This window comes from Aeromonas sp. 84A (assembly GCF_051919345.1).
Classification (GTDB): Bacteria; Pseudomonadota; Gammaproteobacteria; order Enterobacterales; family Aeromonadaceae; genus Aeromonas; species Aeromonas veronii.
This window is the reverse complement of sequence record NZ_JBQBEW010000001.1, coordinates 3599071-3615711: the sequence shown is the minus strand read 5'-3', so window position 1 is coordinate 3615711 and position 16641 is coordinate 3599071. Positions and strand designations below refer to the sequence as shown.

The 16641-nt window shown below is 44.8% G+C and carries 14 protein-coding genes; all 14 read left to right on the top strand.

The window, feature by feature from the left end; genetic code table 11:
* Genes ACTG20_RS16300 through ACTG20_RS16235 form a run of 14 tightly spaced genes read left to right on the top strand, consistent with a single transcriptional unit; the run spans position 1 to position 16633 of the window.
* Positions 1 to 1404 carry a mannose-1-phosphate guanylyltransferase/mannose-6-phosphate isomerase gene (locus tag ACTG20_RS16300; RefSeq protein WP_194495877.1) on the top strand — a complete coding sequence of 468 codons (1404 nt, stop codon included), beginning with the start codon at positions 1 to 3 and terminating at the stop codon, positions 1402 to 1404.
* Between the two features lie 21 nt (positions 1405 to 1425).
* Entirely contained in the window at positions 1426 to 2787 is a 1362-nt protein-coding gene (locus tag ACTG20_RS16295; RefSeq protein ID WP_194495878.1) for a phosphomannomutase CpsG, read from the top strand.
* Positions 2788 to 2791: 4 nt separating this feature from the next.
* Positions 2792 to 3589 (top strand): ABC transporter permease, encoded by a 798-nt coding sequence (locus ACTG20_RS16290; protein WP_429089091.1) that lies wholly within the window; start codon positions 2792 to 2794, stop codon positions 3587 to 3589.
* Positions 3589 to 4812, top strand: a complete 1224-nt coding sequence (locus ACTG20_RS16285) for an ABC transporter ATP-binding protein (protein WP_429089092.1) — start codon at positions 3589 to 3591, stop codon at positions 4810 to 4812. Before ACTG20_RS16290 ends, ACTG20_RS16285 begins: the two co-directional genes overlap by 1 nt.
* Entirely contained in the window at positions 4809 to 5750 is a 942-nt protein-coding gene (locus ACTG20_RS16280) for an FkbM family methyltransferase (RefSeq protein ID WP_439987816.1), read from the top strand. Before ACTG20_RS16285 ends, ACTG20_RS16280 begins: the two co-directional genes overlap by 4 nt.
* Positions 5751 to 5784: 34 nt before the next feature.
* Positions 5785 to 7011 carry a glycosyltransferase gene (locus ACTG20_RS16275; protein WP_439987815.1) on the top strand — a complete coding sequence of 409 codons (1227 nt, stop codon included), beginning with the start codon at positions 5785 to 5787 and terminating at the stop codon, positions 7009 to 7011.
* A gap of 28 nt (positions 7012 to 7039) precedes the next feature.
* The gene (locus tag ACTG20_RS16270) at positions 7040 to 8383 is read left to right on the top strand and encodes a glycosyltransferase family 4 protein (RefSeq protein WP_429213897.1); all 1344 of its coding nucleotides are present in this window, start codon (positions 7040 to 7042) and stop codon (positions 8381 to 8383) included.
* A 35-nt stretch (positions 8384 to 8418) separates the two neighbouring features.
* On the top strand, positions 8419 to 9453 hold the full coding sequence (gmd, locus tag ACTG20_RS16265) for a GDP-mannose 4,6-dehydratase (protein WP_429089096.1): 1035 nt from the start codon (positions 8419 to 8421) through the stop codon (positions 9451 to 9453).
* The gene (locus ACTG20_RS16260; RefSeq protein ID WP_429089097.1) at positions 9413 to 10393 is read left to right on the top strand and encodes a GDP-mannose 4,6-dehydratase; all 981 of its coding nucleotides are present in this window, start codon (positions 9413 to 9415) and stop codon (positions 10391 to 10393) included. Before gmd ends, ACTG20_RS16260 begins: the two co-directional genes overlap by 41 nt.
* A complete protein-coding gene (locus ACTG20_RS16255; protein ID WP_429089098.1) occupies positions 10390 to 11532 on the top strand; it encodes a glycosyltransferase family 4 protein in 1143 nt (380 codons plus the stop codon). The genes ACTG20_RS16260 and ACTG20_RS16255 overlap by 4 nt, the downstream gene beginning before the upstream one ends.
* Positions 11484 to 12656, top strand: a complete 1173-nt coding sequence (locus tag ACTG20_RS16250) for a glycosyltransferase family 4 protein (RefSeq protein ID WP_429089278.1) — start codon at positions 11484 to 11486, stop codon at positions 12654 to 12656. Before ACTG20_RS16255 ends, ACTG20_RS16250 begins: the two co-directional genes overlap by 49 nt.
* Before the next feature lie 19 nt (positions 12657 to 12675).
* Positions 12676 to 13626, top strand: coding sequence for a UDP-glucose 4-epimerase family protein (locus tag ACTG20_RS16245; RefSeq protein ID WP_439987906.1), 951 nt, complete (start codon positions 12676 to 12678; stop codon positions 13624 to 13626).
* Complete coding sequence (locus ACTG20_RS16240) at positions 13626 to 14651, top strand: MraY family glycosyltransferase (RefSeq protein ID WP_439987904.1); 1026 nt, start codon at positions 13626 to 13628, stop codon at positions 14649 to 14651. The genes ACTG20_RS16245 and ACTG20_RS16240 overlap by 1 nt, the downstream gene beginning before the upstream one ends.
* On the top strand, positions 14648 to 16633 hold the full coding sequence (locus ACTG20_RS16235) for a polysaccharide biosynthesis protein (protein WP_439987814.1): 1986 nt from the start codon (positions 14648 to 14650) through the stop codon (positions 16631 to 16633). Before ACTG20_RS16240 ends, ACTG20_RS16235 begins: the two co-directional genes overlap by 4 nt.
* The last annotated feature ends 8 nt before the right edge of the window (positions 16634 to 16641 follow it).

Genomic DNA, 16641 nt, shown 5'->3' with positions numbered 1-16641 from the left:
ATGACTGTCTTAATTCCTGCAATTATGTGTGGTGGAAGCGGTTCAAGGTTGTGGCCTGTTTCGCGTGAACAACATCCCAAGCCATTCATTAAACTATCGGATAATCAAAGTTTTTTACAAAAAGCATTTTTACGTGGCGCAAAATTATCAGATATCAGTGAAGTATTGACTATTACTAATAGAGATCTTTATTTCAAAACACTAGATTCATTTAAAGAAGTAAATAGTAATGAAATTCAGACTTCATTTATTCTTGAACCTTATGGCCGTAACACTGCAGCAGCAGTAGCATCTGCCGCAATTTATGTTTGCGATACATATGGTGATGATGCGATTGTGCTAGTGTTAGCCGCAGATCACTTAATCACAGAGCAAACTGCTTTTGCTGATGCAGTATCCCGCGCGATTGAATTAGCTAAAACAGGACGTTTGGTAACATTCGGCATAAAACCTAATACCCCAGAGACTGGTTATGGTTACATTGAAGCAAAGGGCTCTGATGTCTTGCGTTTTGTTGAAAAACCAACTTTGGATAGAGCAAAAGAGTATCTAGAAAGTGGTCGTTTTTTTTGGAATTCAGGCATGTTTTGCTTCAAAGCAAGTACAATGATAGCAGAAATGGAAATACACTGCCCAGAGGTGCTAGCAGCCACAAAATCATGCATCAATAGATCAGATTTAATCCAGAATAAAAAGATAAAACATATCGATTTGGATGCTGAGACATTTAATCAGGTTCCTGATATTTCCGTTGATTATGCCGTGATGGAAAGATCAGAAAACGTATCGGTAGTTCCCTGTGATATTGGTTGGAGTGATATTGGCTCTTGGTCAGCGATGAGCGATCTACATCAACCAGATAAAAATGGAAATACAGTGCAAGGCCATGCCATTTTGCACGATACCACAAATTGTTATGTTACCAGTGAAGAGCGCGTTATTGGCACTGTTGGTGTTGATAATTTGGTGATTGTGGACACTGCAGATGCATTGCTGGTGGCGAACAAAAATAATAGTCAAGATGTTAAAGTGATTTTTAATAAACTTAAGAAAAACAATCATGGCGCATATAAAAATCACCGTACTGTGTATTGTCCATGGGGACGTTATACCCTTCTTGAAATTGGCGAGCGTTTCAAAATTAAGCGCCTAGAGGTTAAACCGGGTGCCAGTCTGACCATGCAAATGCATCATCATCGCAATGAACATTGGGTGGTGCTATCTGGTGTTGCAGAAGTGAATTATGATGGACAAGATGAGTTATTAACTGCAAATCAATCTACCTATATTCCTGCTGGTCATCGGCATCAGTTAAAAAACCCCGGATTGATCGATTTAGTTATGCTTGAGGTTCAAACCGGGGATTATCTTGGCGAAGATGATATTGTGGATTTTAACAAATAATAATTATTGAAGGATATAGCGATGAACTTGACTTGTTTTAAAGCATATGATATTCGCGGAAAATTGGGTGATGAGTTAAACACTGAGATTGCATATCGGATTGGCCGCGCCACAGCACAACACTTGAGTGCCAAGACCATTGCGGTGGGCGGTGATGTACGCCTGACCAGTGCTGAGTTAAAACAAGCGCTTGCTAATGGCATTATGGATGCCGGTTGTGATGTGATTGACTTAGGGATGACTGGCACTGAAGAGACCTATTTTGCCGCGTTTACATTGGATATTGATGGCGCTATTGAAGTGACGGCCAGTCATAACCCAATGGACTATAATGGTATGAAACTGGTAGGGCGTGGTGCATGTCCGATTAGTGGTGATAGTGGTTTGCATGATATCCGCGCATTGGCTGAATCGGGGAAATTTTCTGCCTCACCACAACTCGGCTCTTTGGCAAAATTGTCAATTCTCGATGATTATGTTGAACATTTATTGACTTATATTGAGCCATCGAAATTACGACCACTAAAATTGGTTGTGAATGCCGGTAATGGTGCCGCGGGCCATGTTATCGATGCTATTGAACAGCGATTTAAAACGCTTAATGCCCCCGTCGAGTTTATAAAAATTCATCACGAAGAAGATGGCAACTTCCCTAATGGTATTCCCAATCCATTGCTACCAGAAAATCGTTCTGCAACAGCAGATGCGGTAAAGGAGCATGGCGCAGATATGGGGATAGCGTGGGATGGCGATTTTGACCGCTGTTTCTTGTTTGATGAGCATGGCGAGTTTATCGAAGGGTATTATATTGTCGGGTTGTTGGCTGAAGCATTTTTGGCTAGTCAACCCGGTGAGAAAATTATCCATGACCCACGTCTGACTTGGAATACAATCGATGTGGTCAAACAAGCAGGTGGGATTCCCGTGCAAAGTAAAACTGGACATGCCTTTATTAAAGAGCGCATGCGGTTGGAGAATGCCATTTACGGCGGCGAGATGAGTGCACATCACTATTTCCGTGATTTCGGTTATTGCGATAGCGGCATGATCCCCTGGTTGTTGGTCGCTCAATTGTTGACTGTAAAGCAAGCCAGCTTGTCAAGCTTGGTCGATGAGCGCATGGCTGCTTATCCATGTAGCGGAGAGATTAATTATCGGGTTAGTGATTCTGCTATGATTATCTCACGTATTGAAGCTAAATATACACCGCAAGCCTTGGCGGTGGATCACACTGATGGTTTGAGTATTGAAATGAAAGATTGGCGTCTAAATGTGCGTACCTCAAACACAGAACCATTATTACGTTTAAATATCGAAAGCCGAGCAGATCAAGCGCTGATGTGGCAAGCGGTATCAGAAGTTGAAGCCTTGATTAAGGAATGATGGAATGTCCGTTGCAATGGTAAAGGCGTTGTGGAGTTACCGGGGGTTTATTCTCGGTAATGTTAAACGCGAATTTCAAGTTAAGTATCAGAATACTTTGTTGGGCGCAGTATGGAACATCATCAACCCACTGGCGATGATTATTGTGTATACGGTGATTTTCTCCAGTGTGATGCGTGCCAAGTTGCCGGGTGTGGACCACTCCTTTGCCTATAGCATTTACTTGTGTGCCGGGGTATTAACATGGGGGTTGTTTTCTGAAATTGTCGGGCGTAGTCAGAATGTATTTTTGGATAACGCTAACTTATTGAAAAAAATAAGCTTCCCACGTTTGTGTTTACCTGTAACGGTGATCTGCAATGCTTTGCTTAACTTTGCGATTGTTTTTGGTCTTTTTTCACTGTTTTTGCTGATCGTCGGTTATTTTCCCGGTTTACCCTATTTGGCTTTACTCCCGGTGTTGGCTGTCTTGATTTTGTTTGCCATTGGCTTGGGGATGACGCTCGGAGTTCTTAATGTGTTTTTCCGCGATGTTGGCCAATTTTTTGGTATCGCCTTGCAGTTCTGGTTTTGGCTTACACCAATTGTCTACCCTGCGGATATTTTGCCTGAGGCGATTAAGCCATTGATGGCGTTAAATCCGATGGCTTCGGTGGTGGCGGCTTGTCAGCAGATTCTAGTGCAGGGGGCTTGGCCGCAGTGGCAAAGTTTGTGGCCAGTGGCATTAATCGGTGCTTTATTGACTGCGCTGGGTTTTTCTTTATTCCGCAAGCATGCGGGTGAAATGGTGGATGAACTGTAATGGGGATGATCACGGTTAATCGGTTGGGTAAGGCGTATAAGCAATATCCGACACGCTGGTCGCGTTTGGCTGAATGGATTTTGCCGGGTAAAAAGCCCAGGCACAGTTTGAAGTGGGTAATGCAAGATGTGAGCTTTACCGTGCGACCCGGCGAAGCGGTGGGGATTATCGGCATCAACGGCGCGGGCAAGAGCACCTTGCTAAAGATGATCACTGGCACCACGCAACCCACCACGGGTTCCATTTCTTTACAGGGCCGAGTTGCAGCCTTGTTGGAATTGGGCATGGGCTTTCACCCTGATTTTACTGGGCGACAAAATGTTTATGTTGCGGGCCAACTTCTTGGTTTGACGATGGCCGAGATCTCGCGGCTAATGCCTGACATTGAAGCCTTTGCCGAAATAGGGGAATATATAAATAGCCCTGTTCGGGTATATTCCAGTGGCATGCAAATGCGCCTTGCATTTAGTGTGGCCACCGCAGTGCGCCCAGATATTTTAATTGTGGATGAAGCCCTGTCGGTGGGGGATGCCTATTTCCAGCATAAAAGCTTTGAGCGCATTCGTGAATATAGTAAGCAGGGCACAACGTTGTTGATCGTTTCCCATGATAAGCAGGCGATTCAAAGTATTTGTAATCGTGCTATCTTGCTCAATGCCGGGCGAGTGGCGATGGAAGGCGAACCGGAAGCCGTGATGGATTATTACAATGCACTGCTCGCCGACAGGCAAAACCAGAACATAAAACAGGTTGAGATGGCCGATGGCAAAATGCAAACAATCTCTGGCACTGGTGAAGCCAAGGTTATTGAAATTGATTTGCGGGATGAAACCGGGCAGATAGTTGAATGTATTAATGTTGGCCAAAAAGTTATATTGCGGGTGGTGGTTGAGGCTCATCAAGATATGCCACGTTTAGTGCTGGGTTATGGCATTAAAGACCGCTTAGGGCAGGTAATTTACGGCACCAACACAGATTTGAAAAAACAACCGGTTGAGCAGGTTAAAAAGGGGCAGAAAATTGAGTTTACTTGTGAGTTTTTTGCCAATCTTGGCCCCGGCCATTTTTCGGTGCAAACCGCGTTAGTCAGTACCGATACGCATTTGGTGAATAACTATGAATGGCGCGATTTGGCCTTGATGTTTGAAGTTATTAACATGGATAAGCCACATTTTGCGGGTGTAGCTTGGCTTGATCCACAGATTGGAATTAAAACACTATGAGCTTTATCTCTTATGCACAAAATTTTGAAGATGTCATGTTATGGCGGGCATTAAAGCATATTGAAAATGGCTTTTATATTGATGTTGGCGCAAATGATCCTGTTGTTGATTCCGTAACAAAATATTTTTACGATAATGGCTGGTCAGGAATAAATATTGAGCCATTGAAGATTCATTTCGAAGACCTTGTGGCGCAGCGGGTGAGAGATATAAATATCAATGCAGCTGCTAGCGATAGTGATGGTTTTTTAAAAGTTTGGCAGAGTGAGGTTCGCGGTTGGGCTACGGCTAATACAGATGTTGTGGTTAAACACGAGGCCAATGGGCATAAAGGGGAGTGGCTAGACGTTCCGGCATATAGACTAAAAGATGTCTGTAATAAATATGATGTAAAAACTGTACACTTCATGAAAATTGATGTAGAGGGCTTTGAGAAAACAGTGTTGTCAGGTATGGATTTTTCTATATGCAGACCATGGGTCCTAGTTATTGAAGCCACTAAACCAAATTCACAAGAGTTTAATCATATTGAGTGGGAGGATATTCTATTATCATCTGACTATATATTTGCATATTGTGATGGTTTGAATCGTTTTTATGTGGCGGCAGAACACCCAGAGTTGCTTGCTGAGTTAAAGTACCCACCCAATATATTTGATGAATTCACTACAGCAGATAAAATTAACTTGCAGAAAAATCTAAATGCCGCACAAGAACAGGCTCGGGAAGCACAAGAACATGCTCGGGAAGCACAAGAACATGCTCGGGAAGCACAAGAACATGCTCGGGAAGCACAAGAACAGGCTCGGGAAGCACAAGAGCAGGTACAAGTTGCACAAGAGCTTGCTGAGCAGTTTCATCAGCAGTTACGTTCTATTCACTTAAGTAAATCCTGGCGGTTTACAGCACCGTTTAGAAAAATAGCTCAATTTCTCTAAAAGTTTATTAGATGTTTTTTCCTGTGTGGTTGATATGAAAATACTTGTTTTATGTACTTATCCTATTTCTCACGCATGTCATGGTGGGCAATTAAGAGTTAAAAATATTGTTGAGATGTATAGAAAAGACGGCTACAACGTCAAAGTCATCGGTGTTTTGGGGAGTGATAGTTACCCACGTGAAGAGGGTTTTCTATCATTCCCTGGATATAAGGTACTTGAATCTGTATATCCTTCACCATTTCTCATGGAAGATTATGCGCTTGGGGAGCTTTTCTACAATAACACACATTTTTTTAATAAGCTTTCAACTCTAGTTGATAGAGATGCTGATATCATTCATGTCGAACAGCCATGGCTTTTTAAATTTATTAAAAAAGTTATTGATTCAGATGATAGTTGGTCGCCAAAACTAATATATGGTTCTCAAAATATAGAGTTTGAGTTAAAAGAAAAAATACTATCAAACTATAAAAATAAGGATGAGGTTATTCATGCATCAGAATTAATAAAGGATCTTGAAGTTTATGCAATTGAAAATTCCGATCTTGTGATTTATGTATCCGAATCGGATGGTAAAACTCTAAATTCATTTAAACCAAAACATTCTGTTTTAGCAAGTAATGGTGTTGCTGATTGGGTACACTCAAAAAGTCAAAATATTCTTGCGAATACTATTTCCAAAAATAAAAAATTTGTACTTTATTGTGCAAGCGGCCACCCACCAAACGTGACTGGTTTTTTCCATATGTTTGGTGGTGGCTTTGGTTCATTGACACCAGATCAGCGGTTAATTATTGTCGGTGGCGCGGGAAATGCTATTGGTGGAGATCCACGAGTGCATGAGTCAGCGAAGTTAGCTGAAAAAATTGATATAGCAGGGATCGTCAGCAGTGAGATGTTATACGGGCTTATAGATACAGCACACTGTATTATTCTACCATTAACACAAGGTGGAGGGACAAATTTAAAAACTGCTGAAGCGTTGTGGTCGGGAAAATATATCCTTGCAACAAGTGTAGCAATGAGAGGATTCGAGAAGTTTATATCTTCTCCCGGAGTTTTTGTTGAAGACGATCCAGCTTTATTCAAAAAAAGGCTACGAGATATCATGAGTATGCCAAACTTATCTCTTAGCGATGATGAGGTGAAAAAACGTAGTTCGGTTTTGTGGAACCAGTGCCTACAATCTTTATTGTCGACAATAAATTATTTTTGGAATGATAAACGAAATGAGCAAGCCAACTATTTGGATCAATAGAACCACATCGTATAACTGGAATCGACCTGTGGTCGGAATTGTTAGAGTCGAAACGGAACTTGCAGAAAAACTCAAAGGGTTATATCCAGATGGGGCATTTAAAGATTGCATCTGGGATGGGAAGCAATTTATAGAGTTAACGCAAGAAAAAATAAACAATGTGAGTTTAAAAGAGAAAAAAGAGGTTAGTGCGGATAAATTATTATTTCCAATAGTGTCAAAGAGACAGGCGCTTTTGAATATTGCACAAGCCATCCTTTCAATATCACCAAGTATTATTAGACCACAAATAAACTCAGTTATTTTTTGGGTTAAACCTAAAGTTATCCGTGCTATTAATTGGTTTTCCTTACAAAAACAAGTGTCACCGATTAAGCTTAAAAAGTTCTTCAAATCAAATAATGCTAATCATTGTGGTGTTGATAACAAAAAAGTATCATCCGCAATAAAAAATGAAAGTATCTTTTCGAGTGGAGATGTTCTTATATCAATTGGATTAGATTGGGATCATCAATTTTATAAGGATTTTTATACACTGAGAACCGATTCAGATGTCAAAATAATTACATGTTGTTATGATTTAATTCCAGTGTTGTATCCACAATACTGTGTGGCTGACGTTGCAAATTTGTTTGCATCATACTTTATTGAACTGGCAGATGGTTCTGATGAAATATTGTGTATCTCACAACAAAGTCAAAGAGACCTTAATAACTTATTGAATAGAACTGGCGCTAGGCTAGTTGAGACATCTGTTTTTGAACTTGGTGACAATGTACCATCATCACAAGATGATATTTCAGATGAAGTGCATCGATTAGCAAATGAAAATTTTATTCTTTTTGTTTCTAGTATTGAAAGAAGAAAAAATCATGAGGTCATTTATAGAGCATATCATCTACTTTGCCAAGAAGGTAAATCAAAAGAGTTGCCTATAATGGTTTTTGTGGGAATGCCTGGCTGGGGCGTAAGTGAATTATTAAAAGATATTGAATTGGATCCTTTTGTTAAAGGTAAAATACAGATATTAAATCATGTTAATGATGCAGAGCTGCGAAAGTTATATGATGCAACTCTTTTCTGTGTTTTCCCATCTCTTTATGAAGGTTGGGGACTACCCGTTGGTGAGGCATTAGCCTTAGGTAAACCTGTCTTATGCTCTAATAGAGGATCATTGCCTGAAGTGGGTGGGAATTTTGCTGTATACATGGACCCTTGGGATACTGCTGCATGGGCTCAGCAAATATATCGTTTGTCAACTGATAATGATTACCGCTGTGAGCTATCAAAAAAAATATTAAGTGGTTACAAGAAAAGAACTTGGGAAAATGCAGCGCTACAAGTTAAAAGTGTTATTGATAAACATGTTTGAGTAGTAATTTAAATAATTTAAAAGGAGATGTTTATATGAAATCTGCAATCATCACTGGTATCACTGGTCAAGACGGCGCATATCTGGCTGAGTTATTGTTAGGAAAAGGCTATACAGTATATGGTACTTACCGTCGCACTAGTTCAGTGAACTTTTGGCGCATTGAAGAGTTGGGTATTGCCAAGCACCCTAACCTGCATTTGGTAGAATATGACCTGACCGATTTGTCAGCCAGTATTCGTTTGTTGCAATCAACTGGGGCAACTGAGGTGTATAACCTGGCGGCACAAAGCTTTGTTGGGGTTTCTTTTGATCAGCCAGCTACCACTGCAGAGATTACAGGTATCGGGCCACTGAACTTACTGGAAGCGATCCGTATCGTTAATCCAAAGATCCGTTTCTATCAAGCATCAACCTCTGAAATGTTTGGCAAGGTGCAGGCCATTCCGCAAGTGGAAGATACGCCATTCTATCCGCGCAGCCCCTACGGTGTTGCCAAGTTGTATGCACACTGGATCACCATTAACTATCGTGAGAGTTATGGTATTTTCGGTTGCAGCGGTATTTTGTTTAACCACGAATCCCCACTGCGTGGCCAGGAGTTTGTAACTCGTAAGATCACCGACTCAGTCGCCAAGATCAAGCTCGGCAAGCTGGATGTACTCGAATTGGGCAACCTCGATGCCAAACGTGATTGGGGCTTTGCTAAAGAGTATGTTGAAGGCATGTGGCGTATGCTGCAAGCCGATGAGCCAGATACCTTTGTGCTTGCCACCAACCGCACCGAAACCGTGCGGGACTTCGTGGCCATGGCATTTAAAGCTGCTGGTTTTATGTTGCGCTTTGAGGGAGAAGCTGAACAAGAAGTGGGTATAGACGTTGCCACTGGTAAAGTGTTAGTCAAGGTTAACCCAAAGTTCTACCGCCCTGCGGAGGTTGAATTACTGATCGGCAACCCTGCCAAAGCCAAAGAAGTGTTAGGGTGGGAACCAAAAACCACGCTGGAAGAGTTGTGCCAGATGATGGTGAATGACGATCTGCGCCGCAATCAGCAAGGGTTTAGTTTCTAATTTAAAAGCCAGCGATGTAATTATCGCTGGCATTTTTCCAAGGTCGATAATGAACAAGTCACGAGTTATAATTACCGGTGTTCAGGGCTTCACTGGCCACTATATGTCTGCGGAGATGACTAACGCAGATTATGAGGTTTTTGGTTTAGGTGTTAATCCTTGTGACGCTAAAAATTATTTTCAAGCAGATTTAAATGATAAAACCACGCTGGCTAAGGTGTTCGAGCAGATACAACCAGATGTAGTGATCCATTTAGCTGCCTTGGCCTTTGTCGGCCATGGGGATGCTAATGGTTTTTATCAGGTCAATTTGCTTGGTACCCGAAATTTACTTGAAGTGTTGGCCAGTGCTAACCACCAACCACAAGCCGTTTTGTTAGCAAGCAGTGCCAATATTTACGGTAATCGATCCGAAGGAATGCTCTCTGAACAAACCTTACCTGATCCCGCCAATGATTATGCTGTAAGTAAATTAGCCATGGAGCATATGGCTAGGCTGTGGATGGATCGCCTGCCGATTATCATTACCCGCCCATTTAACTACACTGGTGTTGGGCAAACTGAGAACTTCTTGCTGCCTAAAATCGCTGCGCACTTCAAGAGAAAGGCTGATGTAATTGAATTGGGTAATCTTGATGTATGGCGAGATTTTAGTGATGTACGGTCTTTGGTAAATGCCTATCGCCGTTTAATTGAAGCAAAGGCATTTGGCCAAACTGTGAATGTGTGTTCTGGTACAACCCACAGCCTGCGAGAAGTAATGGACATGTGCGAGCAGATCACCCGACACAACATGAGCATTCAAGTTAACCCCGCTTTCGTGCGCGCCAACGAAGTAAAAACCTTGTGTGGTGATGCCAGTTTATTGCGCTCTTTAATTGGAGACTGGCAAACACCTGACTTGGCCGACACATTGCGCTGGATGTTAGAGCAAGCATGAAAGTGATTTTATCTGTCGAACCGATCCGCTTTCCATTGACTGGAATCGGCCGTTACACATGGGAGCTTGCCAATGCCCTGCAACACACTCCAGCACTAAAAGAGCTGATCTTTTTTGTCGGCAGGCGTTTTTTGCAAGAACTGCCAACAGCACAAGAAAAGGCGGCCAAGAGCCATTCGCTAAAACGTTGGGTGCAATCTAGCCATTTTGCATCTGAATCTTATCGGTTATTGATGCCTTTTTTACGTAAGCAGGTATTAAAAGGACATGAAGACTTTCTCTATCATGGTCCTAATTTCTTTTTGCCTCCCTTTGCGGGTAAAAAAGTCGCCACCTTCCATGATCTTTCTCCATTTACTTGGACGCAATGCAATACCCCTCAGCGGATCAGGTTCATTCAAAAGGAGTGTTTAAATACCCTTGCCACTGCCGATGCCCTGATCACCGATTCGCGTTATACTCGGCAAGAGTTAGCCGATTATTTTAACTGGCCTATTGAGCGTATTTTTTCCGTGCCGTTGGCCTATTCGGCAGACTTTCAACCTAGGAGTTCGGTGCAATGTCAAACGGTGTTACAACGATATAACCTTCGTTATCAAGGCTATTCGTTGTATGTAGGCACTATAGAGCCGCGTAAAAATTTAATGGTATTACTCGACGCGTATTCCAGATTGCCATTAGCCACTCGTCGGTGTTATCCCTTGATATTGACTGGTTATCAGGGGTGGCAAAATGAACAGATTATGGAGAAAATTAGCCAAGCGCAGCAACAGGGATGGGCACGTTATCTTGGATTTTTACCTGCTGCCGATTTGCCTATTCTATTTTCTGGCGCTAAAGCATTCTGTTTCCCCTCTCTCTATGAAGGGTTCGGCCTGCCGGTATTAGAGGCGATGGCTTCTGGTGTGCCTGTGGTTTGCTCTAATTCTTCTTCATTACCCGAAGTGGTTGGTGAGGCCGGTTTGATGTGCGACCCGCAAGATACGTTCACGTTTAGTGAGTTATTGCTAACCAGTTTGGAAGACGACATTTGGCGTAGCCAAGCGATCACTAACGGATTATTGCAATCACAGCAATTTTCTTGGCAAAGGTGTGCCGTGCAAACGCTAGCGGTTTATCAAAAGGTATTAAAAAGTTAATGCGAATCCTTCATTTTTTTAAAACATATTACCCGGATGCCTTTGGTGGTATCCAGCAGGTTATTTATCAATTAGCTGAAGGGGCGGTGCAAGCTGGTGCCTATGTTGATGTATTAACCTTAAGTGCTAAAAATCCTAAGCAAACATATGATATTGCCAACCACACAGTGCACACAGCAAAGCAAGATATTTATGTGGCTTCAACGGGCTTATCGTGGTCTGCGATAACGCAGTTTAAAGAGCTCGCAGCGCAGGCTGATGTGATCCATTATCATTTTCCATGGCCTTATATGGATTTGGTTCACCAGCTGGTTCGCCCGAATAAACCCTGCGTAGTGAGCTACCATTCCGATATCGTCAAGCAAAAATATCTGTTGCAGCTTTATCAACCTTTAATGATGCATTTTCTCAAAAAGGTGGATGCCGTAGTTGCTGCAGCACCAAATTACGTACAAACCAGCTCGGTGCTGCAATCACTTGATCGAGAAATTGAAGTTATTCCATATGGTTTAGATGAAAAGTCATATAGCCAACCCGCTTTGAGTACCTTAAGCAAGTGGAAAACCCAACTGCCAGAAAAGTTTTATTTATTTATTGGCTTTTTGCGTTATTATAAGGGGTTGTCTTTTCTGTTGGAAGCACTGAAAGAGCTAGATTATCCCTTGGTGGTCATCGGTGAGGGGCCGTGTGAGCTGGAGTTAAAACAACAGGCGGAAAAACTGCAACTTAAAAATATTCATTTTGTCGGGCCTGTGCCCGACGAAGATAAAAATGCGTTATTGACCTTGTGTTACGCTGTGGTATTCCCATCTCATCTGCGCTCTGAAGCGTTTGGTATGACTTTGTTAGAGGCATCAATGTATGGGAAGCCAATGATTACTTGCGAAATTGGTACAGGCACTACATATATAAATATGCATGGTGAAACCGGCTTGGCAGTTGAGCCAGCAAATAGTGAAGCTCTATCATCTGCAATGAAAAAGTTATGGGATGATCAAGATGAAGCTGAGCGTATGGGGAAAAATGCAAAGGCTAGATTTGAACATAACTTTACTGCCGACGTCATGATTGATAAATATATGACGTTATATGAAAAAGTTATCTCAAATTATTATTCATCTTGAAATGCCTATCTCAAATTGTATGTCCATACCTAGAATTCTTGTCACAGGTGCCAACGGATTTGTAGGCAAAGCGGTCTGTGAACACTTGCTGGCGCTGGGGGTGAATGTTAAAGGTGCGGTGCGAAGTCACCCGCTGGCTTCTTACCATGTTCATGCTCCCTCTCTGACTGCGGATGCCAACTGGATAGCCCAATTGCAGCATGTGGATGTGGTTGTTCACTGTGCTGCCAGGGTGCATGTAATGTCGGATACCGCGACAGATCCGCTGGCTGCATTTCGAGCGGTGAATACAGAGGGCACCCTCGCTCTTGCTCGGCAGGCTGCTGAGGCAGGGGTGAAGCGCTTCATCTTTATCAGTTCGATCAAAGTGAATGGCGAGCAGACCGAGCCAGGCAAGCCATTTGATGAGAATGTGCAAAGTCCGCCAGAAGATCCCTATGGACGCTCGAAGTATGAGGCGGAACAGGGGCTGATGGCACTCGCGAAAGAGTGTGGTATGGCTGTCACCATCATCCGTCCTCCTCTTATTTACGGGGAAGGGGTGAAGGCTAACTTTGCCAGCATGATGACCTGGGTGCGCAAAGGGATCCCGCTCCCTTTTGCCCGTTTGACCAATGCGCGTAGCCTGTTGGCGTTACCTAATCTGTGTGACTTTATTGCCCATGCGATGGTGCACCCTGCCGCAGTGAATCAGGTCTTTTTAGTCGCAGATCCTGTCGCAGTGTCGACGTCTCAGTTATTGGCGGCGATAGCAGAAGCAGAAGGGGTTAGCTGTCGGCTCTTTTATCTCCCACCAGGAGTAATAAGAGTGCTTGGACGCTGTTTGGGGATTGATGCCAAGCTACAACGGATTTATGGCTCTCTGGAAATGGATACCCGCAAGGCTCAGAGCCGATTACAATGGTCGGCACCCTATTCGCTCTCTCAGACCCTATCTCTGATGGCGTCAATCCATAGTGAGTCGTCTTGATGCTGGCATTTGTTTTGTTGTCGATGTTTTGTCTTTTTCTTTCAATCACCATGACCGGCCTGCTCAGGCGCTACGCACAGACCCGCTTGCTTGACCAACCCAATCATCGCAGTTCGCATCAGGTGCCAACCCCGAGAGGCGGTGGCATGGCTATCGTGGCGACCTTTCTGCTGGCAGCCCCGTTGTTTGTCACCCTGATCCCACTGCCCTCCGGCATATCCCAGAGCAGCTTCGCATTGATATGGGCTGCGGCGCTGGGGATTGCCTTGGTTGGTTTTATCGATGACCACATCTCTCTCAAGCCCCGAACCCGCCTGATTGTGCAGAGCATGGCGGCAGCTTTGGTGGTTTCTGCGGTTGATGGTTTGCCAGCGCTGACCTTCTTTGGTTGGCAGCTCGATCTGGCCTGGTTTGGTTACCTGATGGCCTGGCTGGGGGTGATCTGGTTTATCAACCTGTACAACTTTATGGATGGCATCGATGGCTTGGCAGCAGGTGAAGCCGTTGTCGTCTGTCTGTTCATGACGTTATTTCACTATCTGATTGGGGGGGAGTGGTCGTCTGCCAGTTTGATCCTTCTACTGGGGATTTCGGCGGCGGGCTTCTTGTGCTGGAATTTTCCACCCGCCAGGATCTTTATGGGAGATGGTGGCAGCGGATTTCTTGGCTTGATGCTGGCTTCCCTGATGCTGCTGGATGCTGCTTCTGCACCTCAATTCCTATGGGCATGGCTTGTCATGCTCGGAGTCTTTGTGGTTGATGCGACCTGGACGTTGCTGAATCGCTTTCGTCTGAAATGTCGTCTGAGCGAGGCTCATCGTACTCATGGCTATCAATATCTGGCGAGACGTTGGCAAAGTCATCGAAACGTGACCTTGGCTGTGCTTCTTATAAATAGCCTCTGGCTTGCGCCGATCGCTGTCATGATTGTATTGGGCCTGCTCGATGGTGTGAGCGGTCTGGTCATTGCCTACTTGCCGTTAGCTTTTCTTGCGTATCACCTGAATGCAGGAGTACCAGAATGAGAAATGGGCTTTTACCCGGTGGGAGCTGGCTACTGACTTGCCTGGGCTCCCTGTCACGAGCCAGCAAGCGTGCCGTATCTGTCACCGTTGATATGATCCTGATCACCATGACCTATTGGGGAGCGTACTGGATCCGGCTTGAACACAACTGGCCAATCGATAGCCCGCATCACTGGGCACTGCTTGGCGCAATTATCATTGTCAGCATCGGTCTGTTTGTAAGGCTTGGGCTTTATCGCGCAGTGCTCCGATATGTCAGCTTTCGGGTGCTATGGACAATCTCGCTAGGGGCATTTCTTTCAACCTGCTTCTTTGTTCTCTCTGCGTTTTATTTCGATATCTTTCTGCCGAGAACGGTCTCGGTTATCTATCTCTCCTTTTTGGTGTTACTGGTTGGTGGTGTGCGGCTGTTTTTCCGGGCGCTCCTTAATACCACCCGTTTGGCTCGTACCCAGGTATTGATCTATGGCGCGGGCTCTTCGGGTCGACAACTGCAAATGGCCTTGTTGCAAGGCAATGAGTTTTATCCCGTCGCCTTTATTGATGACGATCCCGCCAAACAGGGATGCGTGATCCAGGGCTGTACCGTTTATCACAGTGCTCAGCTGCCAACCCTGATTGACCACCATGGGGTGCAGAAGATCTTGCTGGCCATGCCGAGCAGCACCCGGGCTCGCCGTCAGGAGGTGATTAATGCACTTGAGCCCCTCTCTTGCGAAGTGCTCTCTATCCCGGGGATGGCCGATCTGGTCAATGGCTCTGCCCGCATAGATCAGCTCAATGAGGTCTCCATCGACGATCTGTTGGGCAGAGATCCGGTAGAGCCTGTGGCCACCTTGATGGAAGCCAATATCACAGGCAAAGCGGTCATGGTGACAGGTGCCGGTGGCTCTATTGGTTCTGAGCTCTGTCGCCAAATCTTGCGGTGCCGGCCATCCACTCTGGTACTGTTCGAACTATCCGAATACGCCCTCTATGTCCTGCACAAGAACCTGCGGGAGCAGTGTCAGCGTGAAGAAATCGAAACGGATCTGGTGCCGTTACTGGGGTCAGTACAGCGCCAGCATCGTCTCAAGACGGTGATGCAGAGTTTCAGGATCCAGACCGTCTACCATACGGCTGCTTACAAACATGTCCCGCTGGTTGAGTTCAACATCATTGAAGGGGTACGTAACAACGTATTCGGCACTCTTTATGCGGCACAGGCGGCCATTGAGGCAGGGGTGGAAACATTCGTGCTGATCTCTACCGATAAAGCCGTGCGGCCAACCAACACCATGGGGGCCAGCAAGCGTCTGGCCGAGTTGATCTTGCAAGCCTTGACCCGCGAGAAGCACAGCACCCGTTTTTGTATGGTGCGTTTTGGCAATGTTCTTGGATCTTCCGGCTCTGTGGTGCCGTTATTCAGACAGCAGATAGATAAAGGTGGGCCCATCACCCTGACTCACCCCGATATCATCCGTTACTTTATGACGATACCTGAAGCTGCCCAGCTGGTGATCCAGGCTGGCGCCATGGGGGAGGGGGGCGATGTCTTTGTGCTCGATATGGGTCAACCGGTACGGATCATGGAGCTGGCCAAACGCATGATACGCCTCAGCGGCCTGACACTGCGTGATGAGCAGCGGCCCGATGGTGATATCGCCATCGAGGTGACGGGATTGCGGCCGGGTGAAAAGCTCTACGAAGAGTTACTGATTGGTGATGATGCCAGAGGAACCGAGCATCCCCGGATCATGGTGGCACAAGAGAGTTGGCTGCCCTGGTCGCGACTGCGCCCCTTGCTGGCCTCACTGGATGATGCTTGTCACCGTTTTGATCAACAGCAAGTGCGCGACATCCTGATGCATGCTCCGGCTGCCTTTGAACCGACGGATGGTATTTGTGATCTGGTGTGGCTGGCCAAGCAGCAGCTACCACCAAGTGATAATGTTGTTAAATTGCCCTCACATAACATAGATTTTTTGCTTGCCAATCACTGAGTTTTTAT

What these genes read in the sequence shown, in the direction of transcription:
- ACTG20_RS16300 (WP_194495877.1), top strand. Translation starts at nt 1, where the DNA reads ATGACTGTCTTAATTCCTGCAATTATGTGTGGTGGAAGCGGTTCAAGG.
- ACTG20_RS16295 (WP_194495878.1), top strand. Translation starts at nt 1,426, where the DNA reads ATGAACTTGACTTGTTTTAAAGCATATGATATTCGCGGAAAATTGGGT.
- ACTG20_RS16290 (WP_429089091.1), top strand. Translation starts at nt 2,792, where the DNA reads ATGTCCGTTGCAATGGTAAAGGCGTTGTGGAGTTACCGGGGGTTTATT.
- ACTG20_RS16285 (WP_429089092.1), top strand. Translation starts at nt 3,589, where the DNA reads ATGGGGATGATCACGGTTAATCGGTTGGGTAAGGCGTATAAGCAATAT.
- ACTG20_RS16280 (WP_439987816.1), top strand. Translation starts at nt 4,809, where the DNA reads ATGAGCTTTATCTCTTATGCACAAAATTTTGAAGATGTCATGTTATGG.
- ACTG20_RS16275 (WP_439987815.1), top strand. Translation starts at nt 5,785, where the DNA reads ATGAAAATACTTGTTTTATGTACTTATCCTATTTCTCACGCATGTCAT.
- gmd (WP_429089096.1), top strand. Translation starts at nt 8,419, where the DNA reads ATGAAATCTGCAATCATCACTGGTATCACTGGTCAAGACGGCGCATAT.
- ACTG20_RS16260 (WP_429089097.1), top strand. Translation starts at nt 9,413, where the DNA reads ATGACGATCTGCGCCGCAATCAGCAAGGGTTTAGTTTCTAATTTAAAA.
- ACTG20_RS16255 (WP_429089098.1), top strand. Translation starts at nt 10,390, where the DNA reads ATGAAAGTGATTTTATCTGTCGAACCGATCCGCTTTCCATTGACTGGA.
- ACTG20_RS16245 (WP_439987906.1), top strand. Translation starts at nt 12,676, where the DNA reads ATGTCCATACCTAGAATTCTTGTCACAGGTGCCAACGGATTTGTAGGC.
- ACTG20_RS16240 (WP_439987904.1), top strand. Translation starts at nt 13,626, where the DNA reads ATGCTGGCATTTGTTTTGTTGTCGATGTTTTGTCTTTTTCTTTCAATC.
- ACTG20_RS16235 (WP_439987814.1), top strand. Translation starts at nt 14,648, where the DNA reads ATGAGAAATGGGCTTTTACCCGGTGGGAGCTGGCTACTGACTTGCCTG.